At 58.8% G+C, this 15,999-nt stretch carries 14 protein-coding genes; 7 read left to right on the top strand and 7 right to left on the bottom strand.

Annotated features, from left to right (window positions below; all coding sequences use genetic code 11):
* Nucleotides 1–89 precede the first annotated feature (89 nt).
* The 4 genes from AC24R4_RS00335 to AC24R4_RS00350 all read right to left on the bottom strand — a co-directional run bounded on the left by AC24R4_RS00335 (nt 90) and on the right by AC24R4_RS00350 (nt 4,727).
* Complete coding sequence (locus tag AC24R4_RS00335; protein ID WP_487521884.1) at nt 90–1,409, bottom strand: dicarboxylate/amino acid:cation symporter; 1,320 nt, start codon at nt 1,407–1,409, stop codon at nt 90–92.
* A 27-nt stretch (nt 1,410–1,436) separates the two neighbouring features.
* Complete coding sequence (locus AC24R4_RS00340) at nt 1,437–1,847, bottom strand: RidA family protein (RefSeq protein ID WP_487522952.1); 411 nt, start codon at nt 1,845–1,847, stop codon at nt 1,437–1,439.
* Between the two features lie 602 nt (nt 1,848–2,449).
* Nucleotides 2,450–3,079 carry a helix-turn-helix transcriptional regulator gene (locus AC24R4_RS00345; protein WP_487522953.1) on the bottom strand — a complete coding sequence of 210 codons (630 nt, stop codon included), beginning with the start codon at nt 3,077–3,079 and terminating at the stop codon, nt 2,450–2,452.
* 529 nt (nt 3,080–3,608) lie between these two features.
* Nucleotides 3,609–4,727 (bottom strand): DUF2855 family protein, encoded by a 1,119-nt coding sequence (locus tag AC24R4_RS00350; RefSeq protein ID WP_487521885.1) that lies wholly within the window; start codon nt 4,725–4,727, stop codon nt 3,609–3,611.
* 25 nt (nt 4,728–4,752) lie between these two features.
* Between AC24R4_RS00350 and AC24R4_RS00355 the strand changes: the two genes are divergently transcribed.
* Complete coding sequence (locus tag AC24R4_RS00355) at nt 4,753–5,448, top strand: TetR/AcrR family transcriptional regulator (RefSeq protein WP_487521886.1); 696 nt, start codon at nt 4,753–4,755, stop codon at nt 5,446–5,448.
* Between the two features lie 638 nt (nt 5,449–6,086).
* On the opposite strand, the gene AC24R4_RS00360 is transcribed toward AC24R4_RS00355, so the two are convergent.
* Both AC24R4_RS00360 and AC24R4_RS00365 read right to left on the bottom strand, forming a co-directional pair.
* Nucleotides 6,087–7,802 (bottom strand): serine hydrolase, encoded by a 1,716-nt coding sequence (locus tag AC24R4_RS00360; RefSeq protein ID WP_487521887.1) that lies wholly within the window; start codon nt 7,800–7,802, stop codon nt 6,087–6,089.
* Between the two features lie 439 nt (nt 7,803–8,241).
* Nucleotides 8,242–9,330 (bottom strand): Gfo/Idh/MocA family protein, encoded by a 1,089-nt coding sequence (locus AC24R4_RS00365; RefSeq protein ID WP_487521888.1) that lies wholly within the window; start codon nt 9,328–9,330, stop codon nt 8,242–8,244.
* 169 nt (nt 9,331–9,499) lie between these two features.
* Here AC24R4_RS00365 and AC24R4_RS00370 point away from each other — a divergent pair, with 169 nt between their 5' ends.
* From AC24R4_RS00370 to pcaG, 6 genes are all read left to right on the top strand, one after another.
* Nucleotides 9,500–10,369 (top strand): fumarylacetoacetate hydrolase family protein, encoded by an 870-nt coding sequence (locus tag AC24R4_RS00370; RefSeq protein WP_487521889.1) that lies wholly within the window; start codon nt 9,500–9,502, stop codon nt 10,367–10,369.
* A gap of 16 nt (nt 10,370–10,385) precedes the next feature.
* Nucleotides 10,386–11,429, top strand: coding sequence for a cupin domain-containing protein (locus AC24R4_RS00375; protein ID WP_487521890.1), 1,044 nt, complete (start codon nt 10,386–10,388; stop codon nt 11,427–11,429).
* Between the two features lie 66 nt (nt 11,430–11,495).
* A complete protein-coding gene (locus AC24R4_RS00380) occupies nt 11,496–12,482 on the top strand; it encodes a Bug family tripartite tricarboxylate transporter substrate binding protein (RefSeq protein ID WP_487521891.1) in 987 nt (328 codons plus the stop codon).
* 175 nt (nt 12,483–12,657) lie between these two features.
* Nucleotides 12,658–13,944 (top strand): flavin-dependent oxidoreductase, encoded by a 1,287-nt coding sequence (locus AC24R4_RS00385; RefSeq protein WP_487521892.1) that lies wholly within the window; start codon nt 12,658–12,660, stop codon nt 13,942–13,944.
* Between the two features lie 43 nt (nt 13,945–13,987).
* Nucleotides 13,988–14,695: a protocatechuate 3,4-dioxygenase subunit beta gene (gene pcaH / locus AC24R4_RS00390; RefSeq protein ID WP_487521893.1), complete on the top strand. Its 708-nt coding sequence runs from the start codon at nt 13,988–13,990 to the stop codon at nt 14,693–14,695.
* Between the two features lie 31 nt (nt 14,696–14,726).
* The gene (gene pcaG, locus AC24R4_RS00395) at nt 14,727–15,281 is read left to right on the top strand and encodes a protocatechuate 3,4-dioxygenase subunit alpha (RefSeq protein ID WP_487521894.1); all 555 of its coding nucleotides are present in this window, start codon (nt 14,727–14,729) and stop codon (nt 15,279–15,281) included.
* A 27-nt stretch (nt 15,282–15,308) separates the two neighbouring features.
* Here pcaG and AC24R4_RS00400 read toward each other — a convergent pair whose 3' ends face one another.
* The gene (locus tag AC24R4_RS00400) at nt 15,309–15,926 is read right to left on the bottom strand and encodes a MarR family winged helix-turn-helix transcriptional regulator (protein WP_487521895.1); all 618 of its coding nucleotides are present in this window, start codon (nt 15,924–15,926) and stop codon (nt 15,309–15,311) included.
* Nucleotides 15,927–15,999: the final 73 nt, after the last annotated feature.

Here is a 15,999-nt window from a genome sequence, read left to right on the forward strand (position 1 = left end):
CCTCGGCGGCTTAGCCGCCTTTGGTTACAGGAAGGGAACTACCACGCCATGGCGCGACCAACACGGGGTCGCTTCCACAGCGACAGAAGTCAACCGGGCTGACCCTGAGCGGGTTGAGCCGTGGCCGTGTGGGGGGACAATTCGACCGATTCCAGAAGTTCAGTTTCTGAGACCTCATCCCCAAGTTCGTTCTCCCACTTGGCCACGACCGCGGTGGCGATGCTGTTGCCCAGCACATTGGTCGCTGTACGCCCCATGTCGAGGAACTGGTCAATAGCCATAAGGAGCAACATGCCCGACTCGGGGAGCCCGAACATCGGCACGATCGCAGCAACAACGACAAGCGAGCCGCGCGGCACCGCCGCCATGCCCTTGCTGCTAATCATCAGTACAAACATCATGGTGATCTGATGGCCGAGGGACATCTCCACGCCGTATGCCTGCGCGATGAAGACCGCCGCAAATGCCTGGAACACCATGGAGCCATCAAGGTTGAATGAGTATCCGATTGGCAGCACAAATCCAACCAGGCGCTGGCTGACGCCAAATTGCCTCAGCCTTTCGATCAGACGAGGGTAGGCGGCTTCGCTGCTCGCGGTCGCGAACGCAATCATCATCGGCTCGCGCATCGCACGTACCAGAGGCAACGTGCGCTCTTTCAAGAGAGCCTTCGCTACGAAGAAAAGCACTATCCACAAGAAAGCCAGTGCCACGTAGAAGTAACCGATCAACTTTCCGTACGTAGCGAGCACGTACAGGCCTTGCAGGGTGACGGTGGATGCCAGCGCAGCGAAAATACCCAACGGCGCAACCAACATCACGGCATTCGTGACGTGCAACATGACCTGCATCAACTCGTCTGCGCCACGTTTGAGGATGCTCCCGGTGGGCGACTTCAGTTTGCCGACGGCAATACCAAAGAACATCGAGAACACGACGATCTGAAGAATCGCGTTATTTGCCATGGCCTCCACGACGCTTTTCGGAAAGACGCTGGCCACGAAGTCCTTCAGATTCAGGCCGCTGGTCTTCAAGCCGGTCGTGACATCGGAGGCCGGAAGTTGAAGATTTAGCCCGACGCCGGGATGGCTCACATTGACGAAGAAAAGGCCGATGGCCATCGAAACAATCGATGCGACAACGAACCACCCCAGCGCTTTTGCACCGATGCGACCGATGGCCTTGGTGTCATCCATGCTGGCAATGCCCGAGACAAGGGTCGCGAATACCAAGGGCGCGACGATCATTTTGATGAGCCGCAGGAAAGAGTCGGTAATCAACGCCAGGTAGCCGGCGAGTTCCTTGGCACCCGAGGGCGACATGGTGTTGTGGCAGACGTAACCCACCAAGATGCCAGCCACCATAGCTATCAAGGTCCAACGTGTCAGTCTGTTTGATGTCGATTTCATGTTTGTCTCCATTCGATAGCTTTTGTTTCAGGCGTCGTCGGGGATGCGTGCGACAGCCTCCACCTCGACAGAAAGTCCGAAGTGCAATTCGGATACGCCGGCTACGGCGCGCGCAGGCCGATGGGATCCGATCCATTCGCCATAGAGGCGGTTGAAGTCCGGCCACCTAGAGATGTCCGTGACATAGACTCGAACCTGCACAAGGTCGCTTTTGGTCAGCCCAGTCCGCTCCAGGCACGCCTCGATGTTTGCGAGAACCCGGAGGGTCTGCTGCTCAAAAGAGGCTTCCTTCAGAGGCTCGCCCCCAGGTGTGATAGGGAGCATCCCGGAGATAAAGGCAAGGCCGGCAGCGGTACTGACATGTGAGTAATGACCAGCGGGCGGCGAAATGGCTTCGCTGTTCATTAGAGAGATACTGTGGGCGTCGAGTAATGGCATGAGTTTTTTTGGGACGAGTTTGCCCACATCGCTCTCTCCGAAGGAGTAGCGAAGGGCGTCTTTGGTGGATGGAAAAATGCCCCTAAGGGGCCCTAAAGCCGGGCGCGCCTAACTTGGGAGCTGACCTTAGGCGGCCGCCATCGGCTGCACGCGGGATGGCCGCGTGGCGTCCAGCGATGAGGGCGAGGAGGGTGTACGGTGCTGGTAGTCATCGAAAGTCCTCGGGGCGGCGTTCTGATGGAGCTATCGATTACAGGCGCCGCGCCGCGGTGACCTCTAGACCGTCGCCGCTCGCGCGGCAAAACGTGGGCCGGCCGGTAGCGGGATCGAAAAGCGAGCCTTTGGCCCGATGCGCTTCGCCTTCGATTGAGCTGTTCGATGGCCAATAATCTACGGACTTGAAACCCAGCAAGCCCTGGCTGCCAACATCGTCGGACGTAGTGCCAACGATGCCAACTGAGCTCAACGCCTTGCGAACCGCCGGAGACAAGCACTCGGCGTGTAGACCATGAAGTTCGAACGCCTTATTTATCGATGCGACGCCTTCGCTTGGTACGGGCGACTGCTCGACGACGTTTTTGTCGACGCGGAGAGGCGTGGCGTCACTTGGCATCGCTATACACTGTTGTACGCGAGACCCCCAGGTGGGCGGCGATGGTGTCCATGGCGCGACGGACTTCGAGCAAGCCGGCCGCCTTGAGTTCCCTGACAAGCGTTCGCCGATCCTCCGGCTTAAGAGACCGCGGGGTCGATGCCATGCGCGCAGCAAATTCATCAATGCGAGCGCGAATCAAGTCGGCGCCGGAGGGATCCAACGATTCCGTTACTGGGGTAGAGCCTTCGACAGCCGTAAACCGGCTCAACGCGCTCTGGAATCCCTGAAATAGCGTGAGGTCGACGTTCATGCACAACGCGGCGATGTAGTCGCCATTAGAATCCTTGATCCCGATGGAAGTGCTTTTGACTTGGCGACCGTCCGAAAACTGGTTCGGATAGTTGGCAATGATCTGCTGGTAGGCAGGGTCCATAATTCGGGCCAAGCCGAGTTCTGTCGCGGGATGACCGACCTCGCGCCCGGATAGGTTGTTGTGAATCGCCAGTACAGCGTGAGCGGGGTCCAAAAGGTCATGGACTACAACCTCGGTAAACGGCGCGAAGGTCTGGGCCAGGCCTTCTGCCACTTGTTTGATCTGCGCTAGCAAGAGCTGCTGTTCGGGAGTTCGCTTTTTCATGCTGTACAGTTTGGTCAACATTGTACGTTTTGTAAAGTAAGGGAAAACCATTTAGGGCGTCCAGCGTGTGGATCGAGGCGGATACAGGACGGGATGGGGTTACAACGTCGCATTCAGACTGGTGCGTCTGGACGATTTGTTCGATGACAGCGGCTGGCCGCGGCTTTGGCGCGCCGAAGACCCCCACGTGCGTTGACGCGGTTATGTCGTTCATAGGTCGCCGAGAAGGATGTGTTGCGGGACGAAGGGGAGGCGTGCGGTCTGAAGCTAGATGAACCGAGCGTTCCGGTTACCTTTACGCGTTGCGACTGCACGCTTCACGACTAGGGACGTCTAAGCATCGCTGCGAACCAGTTGGCGATGCGCCACGCAGGGAACGAATTGAAGGTGCATCTTCGGTAATATGGGGAGGACGCAAGCACCTAGCCGTGCCTCCTCGCTCTCGAGGAGGCACGGAAGCTTGCAGGGGTATGGTTACACAATAAATCGTGTGCTAGCCCCGCCTTCCATACTCGCGAAGTGGTATGGATTACCCGAGGCGAATGACGTACCCATCTCGTGGGTGAGTCGTCCCGGCATGCAGCTCTGCGATGCGCTGCTGTGCGGCCGCCATGCCGGATTCCTCCACCACCGTGAGCCAGCCCCGCGAGGGCTCGCGGACGTGATCGATAAACTTGCGTTGCGCGGCATTGAATTTTTCATTGACCACCGCCGGACCCCAATCGGCGTTGCGCTTCCTGATCTGCACCGGAGCGAAGTAGAACTTTGGCGTCGGACCGGGCAAGTCCTCATCCTTCAGAAAGGCTGTGTTCTGTGCCGAGCCTGCATAGCAATCGTAGACCAGCGCCGCGCCGAAGTGAGAGTGGACGCGGCGCCGCAGTGCAGCGTCGCCGGAGAAGTCGACATACAAGGTGGGGATATCTCTCGCCAGGCTATCGAGCTCGTCATACACCACACTTTCGTGGTAGGCGTTCAGGCCGTCGACGAATTCGCGATTGCTGGCCGAGGTCAAAGCCGTCAGGGTGAGACCGGTTATCTCGTCTAGGCAGAACGCCGTCCCGTAGGCTGTCTTGCTCGATGCACTCGAGAATACGATCCGGCGTGCGCCGAAGAATGCGTTGTCTTGAAGAAAATCGGCCAGCATGAATGACGTGATGAATAGTGGCCGGTACAGCATCTGGTAATTCTCGAGCACGGGATCATAGGCGGCATCATGGCTCACGCGGGTGTACTGGTTGTAAGCTGACACCAGCGGCTTGCGGTGCGCAGCGCCATCGTAGAATCCGCGTTCGGTCACGCGCTCGGGCTCCATGCGCACGTGACTGGCAATCGGGAAGTAGCCATAGAAGCGTTCCCCGGGTTCCACACCCTCTACCGTTGAAGCCACGACGTCGGCGAAGCCCCACACCGGCATATGTCCCCATTCAGGCTTGCCTGTGGGAAAGAATTCCCAGTACTGCATGGCGTCGCCAAAGGCAGCGTAGGTTATATTGTTGGTGGTCAGAGCGAAGCGGTCCAGGCACAATACGATTTCACCGTTGGCCAGGCCGGTGTCATGCAATTGCGTCACGCTCTCCATGCGGCTCTCGCCGAGTGCGTTCTTGCGGGTGAGAAGGCGGTGGCTGGCGCCTCGGTTAAGCTGAGTCATTTTTGTCTCCTGTGCGAAACCATTTATGGCTTCACTTTATCGGCGCAAGACCCGCGCCGGGTTCGGAAACACCACCGGTCCTGGTGAGCTACCGGCAGGCCGCGCCAAACCGCTGAAGCGGCCATCACAGGCGCGCGCAAGGTTTACTGTGCAGGCCATCTATGAAGCTTTTGTTCGGATTTGGCGCGACGAGGGCCCAGCGGCCGCCACCACGCGCACTGTGGCGCTTGAGGCTGGCTATTCAGTCGGTACCCTTTACGAGTACTTCCCGAGCCGCGAGGCCTTGTTGTCCGGATACGTTCGGCACATCGTTGAGACGATGCTGGCCCGCATGCACTCCGAGGTGACAGAAGCAACCGCGCAGTCATGGCAGACTCGGGTGGCGCACCTCGTCCGTCTTACCTGCTGCGACCCAAGCCTGAAGCTACCTTACTTTGATCTCGCTATGCTCGAGAGCGAAGATCTCATTGCCGCGCCCAAACATCACCGCCGCGTATTCGACGAATTCTGTCGGACCTGGCAGGCGGCGCTGGCCGCGTGCCCGGACCTTCCTGCGCCGGTCAACATGGAAACTGTTCAAACGCTCGTCACGGCAGTGTGGGGCGCACGACGGTACCGGCTCCTGCTGCCCGATTCCCCGCCAGCCGACCGTGTGTGGATCGATGTCATGGTGCAATTATGCCTGCGCGTCCTCGGATGCACAGACGGTACCCGATCATAAGGACACCCAGTGACATGCCCGGCGCGGCCTCGCGGCAATACGCGCCAGTCGCCGTACTGCTCGCCAGCACCGTGGCGGGCCTTCAACGCATCGATGCGGCAACGATTCCATATCGCGGCGTCACTTGCCATGTCTATGGCGTGCTCCATGGCCTGACCGGCGGCACCAACCGCCAGTACAAAGCTCTGGTGGAAGACGCGGTCGAGAATGCTCCGGGGCACGTTGTATTTGGCGAGACGAAGTTCGCGAAGCTGTACAGGGGCATCCAGGTCGAGATGGACGACTGGACCGAGATTCCGCTGCGCGGTGCGTTCCGGAGGCAGCTCAAAGCCGCGCTCAGGCCGATGCGCATGTTTATGGTGGCCGCAGGCATGCTGCGCGAGCGGCGAACCGTTCGCGGACCGCTTCGGAGCGAACGGGTTTCGTCGTCTCCAGGACATCGGTGGCTCTGCCGCCTTCCATGCGCTCTCGCCAGACGAACGGCGCTCGGTCATCGACCCTCTGTCACAGGCCAGGCCCGGCTCAATCGGCGGCTCGCGACCCTGAGCGGGCCGTCGACACCATCGGAGCCAATGACGGAAGAGCGGCCAAATTCGGTCTTAGAGATCACCAGTTGCGGGTCCCTTCAAGGGGTTCCGCTAAGCGCGACGCAGTGCCAGGAATGTCCCATTAGGCTGGTGGAAGATGATCCCGTCCACCACCTCTTCGGAAGGCCGTCGAAACTCCACGCGGTAACCTTCGAGCTTGCCTAGCTCGAAGGTTCTTCCGTCGAGAGGTTTCAGCCGATGGGCCTGGTAATTCGCGATTCGCAGCGTCAAGCTGCCTGCCGCGTCCAGGTCGACCTCGACCTCTTGTGAACCGTGTGAAAACGTCCCGGCACAAAGTGCACGAAACCGTGGGTCCATGACATCGCCGGTGGCGACGCGGCGAAAGACAATATCGGCAACCATCGGCTCCAGCGGGGCGGAGACTTTGTCAATGACGCCTTCGCGGTTGTAGCCAAAGGTCAGGGGCAACTCGTCGGGGTGAATCTCCGATGGCTTGCGCGAGGTCGCAAACACATCGTAGTGACGATGCTGAAGCTGGCCCGACATGCCTCGCCAGCTCCATGTCAGCGTGTCTCCGTCATTGGCGATGGTCATGCATCCGTAGGCAGGGTGTCCATACGCGCCGGCGTACTCGTGCAGCGTATGGCTGGGCTTCGTTCCCGTGCGGTGGCTTTCTCCACTAGCGGCGCTGTCGATTTTCCGCTGCGCGACGATTTTCCGGCGCATATCGCCGAAACGGCCGAGCCAGTCGATCGGTTCATGGCCACATAGCCTGTCAAACGCGGCAAAGGTCAGCAACTCGGCAACCTCGCTTGCCGCATGGTTCGTCAGGACGGCAACGCCAATGCGGCGTTCGGGAAGCATGGACATCAACGTCCCCCAGCCTACCCACGAGCCTGAATGCGAGACCTTTCGCTCACCGCGATAGTGTTCGATCGACAAGCCCAGTCCATAGTGAACATCTCCAACTTCGGCAAGGACCGACCGGCTCGTATGCACGCGTGGGGTGGACATCTGCCGGACAATATCCGGTGCCAGTAGTTGTTTGCCGTCGACCGCCCCTTCGTTCATCAGAAAGCGCATCCACTTCGCCAGATCCGTGGCCGAAGCGTTCAAGCCGCCGGCAGGCAGGGCTCGTATTGGCGTCAGACTGGCGCGTACAACCTGATCTTGCGTCTCGATGTGCGGATGAGCGTGGTCCTGCGCATCCGCGAGCGATTCAATGGACATACTGAAGTTCTCGAAGCCCAATGGACGCAACAGGCGTTCCGTGATGTAGGTGTCCCAGCGCATGCCTGTGATGCGCTCTGCGACGTGCCCGGCAACAAGATAGCCAAGGTTCTGGTACTGATAGGTATCACGGAGATCGCGGCTCGGTTCCAGATGCCGAAGGGCAGCCACAATCTGTGCGGTGGACAGGTCGCCCGGCGAGTGGATCCAGTCGTGTCGAGGCAGTCCGCTATGGTGGCAAAGCAAGTCGCGTACGGTCACCCGTTCGGTTGCCACCGCATCGTGGAGCCGGAACTCCGGAAGGTACTCGCGCACGGGCCGCGTCCAGTCGAGCTTGCCATCGTCCACCAGGAGTCCCAGCCCTGCCGCCGTGAATGATTTCGTAATGGAGCACAACAGGAATTGCGTGTTGGCGGTCACCGGCAATCGCGAATCGATGTCACGAACGCCATAGCCCTTCATCAGGACCGCTTCCTGATCCTTGATTACGACCAGCGCCAGGCCTGGCAACCGCCATTCGGCCATCGTCGCTTCGACAAGGCCATCGAAGTCATTCAGCATCTGGGGCTGCTCCATCCTGAATCCGAACAGACGCTAAATCTAACAAATGTCTGAAATCAACGGGGAGTCATGAAGTGGGGTATGTCGGCCCAACTCCATAGGGGCGAGGGCGGAGCGGCGGTAGAGTCGGCGGCTACCGGACTGTCATCGGTCTGTCGCCGTTAGTTGTCCGACTGACAGCAAATGGCCGGACCCGGTCGTCAACCCACATTCACGGGCCAGGCCCAGCTCAATCGGCGGTTCGCGACCCTTCTCTGCCTGTTGATGTCCCCAACGCGAACGGCCGTAGTTCTTGGGAAAGCGGCCTTTGCCAACCGTCTCTTCGCATTGACCTCGTGCGTCAGAGAGTCACAAAAGCCACGCAGGTCGCGCTGCCCCATACTGGCTACTTGCTGGAAGGCACTCAAGGGGCTCCGGCCTGTCGCGTCATGAAATGGAGAGTCATAAAGCGGCATTAAGAAACGCCTAGCAATCGGGGCAGCAATGGTCCGGAAAGCTTGTACGCCTCGTCAATAAGATGTACTGCGCGAAGGCAATCCTCGACGCCTGCTGGCGGAGAATCGCCTCGATGCCATGCGTCCAACGTCTCTCGCAACATCTGGAAGGAGGGATTCCCATCTGGCTCCCCGGGAAGGTTTTCTTCGCCATCCGCACTGACAACGCGAAGCATGCCATCCTTGGCCATGAGCAGCGCCTGTTCGCCGCAGATCTTCCATTCCCCATCCGCGCCATCGAGTAGCCGGTCCCGAGTTGGCAACTTCTGGGCGCCTTCCGCCGTGCGCCTAGGATAGGCGTTGCCAATTTCAAGCGTGGCCAGTACGCCGCTCGCGCTTCGCAGCAACACGCTTGCGTAATCCTCCACTGGTTGCCCCAAGGCTCGATTGCTAATCTGTGCTCCTGTTACTTCCCATGGCTCGTCAACCAGGACCATGAGGGCATCCAGTCCGTGCGTTCCCAGGTTACGAAGGCAACCGCCGCCCGATGCGTCCGGGTCGAGCATCCAGCCGGAATCCCATGCCGGATAGCGGGACGAGCTGAACCGATTCATACGGATATAGCAGTGCGACAGTCGCCCGAATTGGCCTGAAGCCAGCATCTCTTGCGCCTTGCGCATGAACGGGGCGCGCCGCTGTGGGAGGGGGACTGCGGCGAACCCGTTCACCGACGATGCCTTTGCCGCGATGCCAGCTACTTCAATGGCATTGCGGCCCATTGGCTTCTCCATCAAAAAGGCGAATCCATGATCCAGTAGGTAGTGAGCGGTTTCGGCCATCTGGTCGTGTCGACCAAGGGCGATGACAAAGTCTGGCTGGCGCTCGCGCAACATCGTCCGATAGTCCTCGTAGACGGCGCAGCCTCCAATGGCTTCGGCCCGACGCGCTGCCACTGCTAGGTTTCGGTCCTGGACAGCGACGAGTTCGACATCCTCCATCTGCACTAATTGCTTCAGATAGGCGGCGTCATACACAGAATGCCAGTGGCTGACATCAATGGCTGCAATACGGATGGGCATGAAGGTTCCTGTTGGGTTGTGGTGTTCCATGCTGGCGCCATTCACCGCGCCTAGTCATCGGAAGTGTACAAAAAGTTGGTGTACGAATCAAAGTTATTGACAGCTAACCAATCGTTTGTATACTCACCAATCATGTCGCGTGATTTCCCGAGTGCGCGAACGCGCTGCCTCAGACGGTTTCAACTAACAGGAGACGCTCTTGAAGTTCTGTAGATTTAACGCCAATCAGATTGGCGTGGTGCTTGGTCATCACATTGTTGACGTGACTGCGCATGTCGAACGTGTGTTGGATGAATGGGCGGACGAGCAGGGGGGCGATCCGCTCGTGGCCAACCTCGACCGTATTCGTAGGTCGCTGCCAAAGGATCTTTCCACATTGCCTCGTGTGCCGGTGGATGAGGTAAGGCTTTTGTCGCCAGTGCGTTTGCCCGGAAAGATTGTGGCCGCCCCAGTGAATTACCATGCGCATATTGCGGAAATGTTGGCCAGCAACATTTCCCCAGGTCATAACCTGGCCGATATCGAGAAGGCTGGCCTGTTCATGAAAGCGACATCGTCGCTCGTCGGACCCTCGGAAGGGATCGCAGTACGCTTCCTTGAGCGGCGCACCGATTTCGAAGTCGAATTGGTGGCGGTAATCGGGCGGGAGGCTTCTGAGGTATCGGTGGAGTCGGCGCTGGACTATGTGGCTGGGTACGCAGTCGGTCTCGATATCACCGTGCGTGGGACTGAGGACCGGAGCTTCCGGAAGTCGATCGATACCTACACCGTCGTGGGGCCGTGGCTAACAACCGCTGACGAAATTGCAGATCCCAATGCGTTGCAGCTCACGCTAACCCAGAACGGAAGTGTTCGGCAGAACACCTCGACAGCAGACATGGTGCTGGGTGTCGCAAAGCTCATCGCCTTTGCATCCTCCTTCTACACACTTAAGCCAGGCGACATTCTATTCACCGGTACGCCGCAAGGGGTGGGTCCCATTAAGCCAGGCGACAACCTTCATGCAGCGTGCGAGCGCCTGGATTCCATGAGTGTCGTCGTTCGTGCGTACTCGTCGAATTCGCGGTGAAGGAGGAGGGGAAATCGTGAATGACATCGCCAAGCCGACGCCGAAGCCGCTTATCGAGGCTCTTGAGGACGTCAACTCGCAGCCACTATGGGACCGCTACATGCGGCTTAACACGCGCGAGCCACAATACCATCCCCCGATGCACTGGCCGTGGACTTCGATGGCGCCGTTGATCGACCGGGCAGCCACGGAGATCAACATGGAGGAGGCGGAGCGCAGAGTGCTGTTACTCACGCACCCCGACTTTCCAGGTACGGTCTTTACTACTCCGACACTGTCTGGCGGCCTGCAGGTACTCAACCCCGGAGAGTCCGCCGGCGCCCATCGTCATACACTCGCCGCGCTGCGGATCGTGATGACGGGAAAAGGCGCGGTAACGACGGTGGATGGCAAACGCTGCGAGATGTCGCCAGGAGATATGGTGCTGACACCCGCGTGGAGCTGGCACGAGCACAGCCATGAGGGCACAGAACGCATGGTCTGGTTCGACGGTCTGGATTATCCCCTCGCGAGGCATCTCGGTGCGGTGTTTTTTGAGATGGGTCCGGGCCCCGTGCCTCCTCGTGGCCTGGCGGCAGAGCCAGATCCAAGCCTCGCGGAAGGTGGGATGCTGCCGGAAGGCGATTCCTCCGTGGTTCCGTACTCACCGCTGTATCGGTACGCCTGGGAGCGCGCGAATCGAGTACTGGCAGCGATGTCTCCGGGAGCGGACGGTTCTCGACGTCTTCGGTATATCAACCCTACTGATGGCGGCAGCGTTATGCCGACCATCGACGTGGAGGCGCTGCGTCTTTCTGCAGGTAAGCCGACGCTGCTGCAGCGCACCACTTCGAACGCCATGGTGGTGGTGATCGACGGGGAGGGACTCAGTTCTATTGGTGAACACGTTTTCGAATGGAAGCAGCATGACGTGTTCACCCTGCCGCGCTGGCAATGGATGCAGCACATGGCGCATTCGAAGGAAGCCACCTTAATGCTGGTCAGCGATCGTGAGTTGATGCGAAAGCTCGGTTACCTTCGGGAGCAAAGCCGCTCAGACTTGTCGACGGCATCGAACTAAGCAAGACGGGACGGATAGTCCCGTCCAGTAGCAAACATCAAAACAAAATATCTGGAGACAATAGTTATGCCCCACATAAACTGGCGCCGAGCGCTCTGCTTCGCATGGGTCGCATGCGCGTACGGCATTCTGTCAGCTGGAGCCCATGCGGAAGACTTCCCGTCCAAGCCCATCACAATCATTGTTCCATTTACTGCCGGCGGCGCGGCGGATGTCGGTGCCAGACGAATTGCGGAGAAACTGGCCGAAGGTCTGGGGCAGCCAGTGCTGGTGGACAACCGTCCCGGAGGCGCTGGTCAGATCGGCGCCAGTGCAGTAAAGAATGCGCGCCCCGATGGATACACGCTGTACCTCGCGAGCGTAGGTTCTCACGCCATCAATAGCTCGCTTTATACGAGGCTAAGCTATGACCCGGTTAAGGATTTTGTCCCGGTCGCACCGTTGTTCTCGTTCACGCACGTATTGATCGTGCCAAACAGCAGCCCGGCGAAGACGCCGGCTGAACTGGTGAGCTTGGGACATGCAAAGCCCGGTGGACTCGTCTATGCATCAATGGGTGTTGGCACCGGCGGACATCTTCTGTCCGAGATGTTCCGCTCACGCACGAAGGTAGAGGCCACCCATGTTCCCTATAAGGGCTCCTCACAGGCCGTCGCTGACACCGTTGCCGGTCGCTTCGACTTCTTCTTTAACGGAATCGTTGATTCCCTGCCGCTCGTACGAGAAGGGCGCGTCCGTGCCCTTGCTATTGCAGATACTCAGAGGTCCCCGCTGTTACCCAATGTTCCTACGATGATTGAGCTTGGGTATCCCAACTTTGTTCTGAACGCCTGGTTTGGAATCGTCGCACCGACTGGTACTCCGAAAGCCGTGATTGCGAGGCTTAACGCGGAACTCAGCAAGGTCACACGTAATCCGGAAGTAGCCGCAAAAATGGGAGAGCTTGGGGCGAAGATGATGAACAGCACACCTGACGAGTTCGCATCGATGATGAGAGACGAGACGACCCGGCTTGGGAAAGTCGTGCAACAGTCAGGCGCCCACATCGACTAAGACACGTCATGCATCGGGATCGCTCCCACCGTCAACCGCATCTGACGGACCCATGACGTAGCGCTGACCTGCAGGCGGCGATTGCGCGGCCTGCCCCTTTCAAGCAGTTTCAATTGACGCGATGCCCGGCTGGCAGGCCGGCGCTCGCCCTAATTCAACCTCAGAGGAGAAATTCATGGTCCATCAGACGGGTAATTCCACGCAACCAAATAAGGAAGTTGTCATTATTGGCGCCGGCATTGGCGGCCTGACATTCGCGCTGGCATTGCACCGGGTCGGCATTCCATGCCGGATCTACGAAAGTGTGTCCGAAATCAGGCCGCTTGGCGTGGGCCTGAATCTCTTGCCGCACGCCATGAAAGAGCTGGCGGGACTCGGTCTCGAGGAAGAGCTTCTTGCCAAAGGTCGTGAGACACGGGAGTACAGCTTCTTCACAAGTCATGGCCAGCTCGTCCACCGCGAGCCGCGCGGCAAGTTCGCTGGCTATGCGTGGCCGCAGGTCTCGATTCATCGTGGCGATTTGCAAATGACGCTACTTGATGCGGTCCACGAACGCTTGGGAAAAAATGCTATCCACTTGGGGCAGCGTTGCACGGGAGTTGAGCAGGACGAAAGCGGTGTGACGGTACATCTGACCGACTCGGCCACCGGTCAGTTGTTGCCGCCTACTCGCGCCCAGACTGTTGTGGCCTGCGACGGTGTTCATTCTGCTATTCGGAAGCAGTTTCATCCGGCCGAGGCAAAGCCGCGCTACCAAGGCTCGACCCAGTGGCGCGGAGTGACGCGTGCAAAACCGTTCATGTCTGGAGCGAGCATGGCGTATGTCGGAACCTATCGCACCGGGAAACTCATCACGTACCCCATTCGCGACAACATCGATGGACAGGGGACTCAGCTCATCAATTGGGTCATCGAGTATGCGAAGCCGGAGGAGGATGAGCGGGACTGGAATCGAAAGGGACGGGTAGAAGATTTTATCCATCTATTCGAAGACTGCCATTTCGACTGGCTCGATGTTCCAGAAATGCTTCGCGCGGCCGACGCCGTCTATGAGTATCCAATGGTCGACCAAGATCCCTTGGAGTATTGGACGGTTGGGCTTGTCACGCTTCTAGGCGACGCGGCGCATCCAATGATGCCGCGGGGGTCAAATGGTGCAGCACAGGCAATTATCGATGCCACCGTTCTTGCGGCGCTGCTGGCTTCTGAGGACGATCCGCGAAGCGCTCTCCAGCAATACGAACAAAAGCGACTCAAGGCGACCGGTGACGTAGTTCTTGCCAATCGGGAAATCGCTCCCGACGCGATTCTGCTAGTGGTGGATGAACGTTCGGGGGGCAAGCCATTCGAGCGCATCGAGGACATCATCTCACAGGACGAGTTGCGCGAATGGCAAGAGCGCTACAAGCGAGTCGCCGGATTTGATGCAGACACGCTTCGCTCGTCCGCTGAGAACACCTAATTCACCAGTCGGCACTCTTCATCAAATTCAAGGATACATCGACATGATTGAGTTACCTGGCTACCGCCGGCCCACAACGGGTACCCAGCCTGACTATCTGTTTCCGCGTTACGTGGCTACTCAGAAGCGTTCTCCAAAGCAACCGCTGGTCTGGCTGCCGCATACGCTTTCCGAAATTACCGGTCCAGTATTCGGCCACCAGGATATTGGCGAGAACGACAACGATCTTACCGCTCAGCATAGTGGCGCACCCATTGGCGAGCGCATCATCGTGAGCGGACGGGTATTGGATGAGAACGGGAAAGCGGTTCCCCATACCCTTGTGGAAATCTGGCAAGCGAATGCCGCAGGGCGCTACCCGCATCGGGTAGATCAGCACGATGCCCCGCTCGATCCGAACTTCACCGGGTGCGGCCGCACGTTGACCGACGCCAACGGGCACTATCGGTTCCTGACGATCCGTCCTGGCGAGTACCCGTGGCGCAACCACTACAACGGCTGGCGGCCCGCGCACATTCACTTCTCGGTGTTTGGGCCCGCGTTCGCCACGCGGCTTGTCACGCAGATGTACTTCCCCGGGGATCCGTTGCTTGAGTACGACCCAATGTATCTCTGTGTGCCCGACGAGAAGGCTCGTCGCCGCTTGGTCAGCCAATTGGACTGGGAAACCACCGTGCCGGAGTTCGCGTTGGGATATCGATTTGACATCGTCCTCCGTGGGCGAGAGCAGACCCCATGGGAAAACCGATAGCTGCGCCGCAGTTCCTTTCTGGAGAATGAATATGAGTCTTCATACAACGACGTCACAGACTGCGGGTCCGTACCTGCATATTGGCTTGACGTGGCTCGCTAGTGACGATTTTGCACCGGGGGCTGATGGCGAGCGCGTGGTTATCGCAGGCCGCCTGCTAGACGGCGATGGACTGCCAGTCAACGATGCCATGCTGGAAATCTGGCAGGCCAACGCCAAGGGGCGCTATGCCCATGCAGAGGGCGGTCTTGAGCCTCTGGCTGGTTTTCGAGGATGGGGGCGGGTAGCGACTGACACAAACGGGCAATTTCGCTTCCGGACCATCAAGCCTGGCAGAGTCCAAGGGCCCGACGGTCAGTGGCAAGCGCCTCATCTTGCGGTTGCCATTTTCATGCGCGGAATCCTGCGTCAACTGGTTACCCGCATGTACTTTCCTGGCGAACCCGGTAATGCCCTCGACCCGATTCTGGCCAGGGTGCCGGAGGCTCGCAGGAGGACTCTCATTGCAACCCGTGTGGATGATGGAAATCTAGCGTGGGACGTGGTTTTGCAGGGCGACAAGGAAACAGTGTTTTTTGATTGCTGAACTGTCGTTCTGTCGCGCGTGAAAACCTTAATCCTGCTCCTCCTTCACCACGCGACGCTGTGTCCGTCTGCGGGGCTTCGGCTCCGCGACTGCATCGCTGGCCGACTTTCCTTTGCGGGGTTGGGCCGGCGAGTCCGATACCGGCGACTTGCGTCCGATTCGTCCCTGCACAGCCAAATCGTCCATGCGCGAAGGGTCGAGCGGAGCACGAGAGTAGGCGTTGTTGACGCTGACCAGCCTGGACAACATCTCCATGAACGCACGCTGTTCGCTCTTGCTCAGAGGCGCAAGTATGCGCGCCTCGCTTCGGTCAAGCTGGCGTTCAATTTCTGCAAGGATCTCTTGGCTCTCGGGCGTCACGTTGAGCAAGTTGATGCGGCGGTCCTCTGGCGAGCGCGTGCGCGTGACGAGGCCTTTCTCCATCAGTCTGTCGATGACTTTGACCATTGTGGTCTTGTCCATCGCGATCATGCTCGACAGCGTCATCTGATCGATGTTCGGCACTTCTTCAATCATCTTCAGCGCGGCGTACTGACGTGGAGTCAGGTCATTGCCTGCTGTCTCCTCCAGGAAGAGGGCAACCGAGATCTGATTGAGGCGCCGAATCAAATGACCCGCGCGGGAGTAGAAGACTTCAAGAGACATGGCAGTAGTTCCTGTTTCGAGCTGGGCTGACATCGAATAGCCACATTGTACTGACTATTGGTACGGATATTTG

Source organism: Cupriavidus sp. CER-90 (assembly GCF_057652055.1).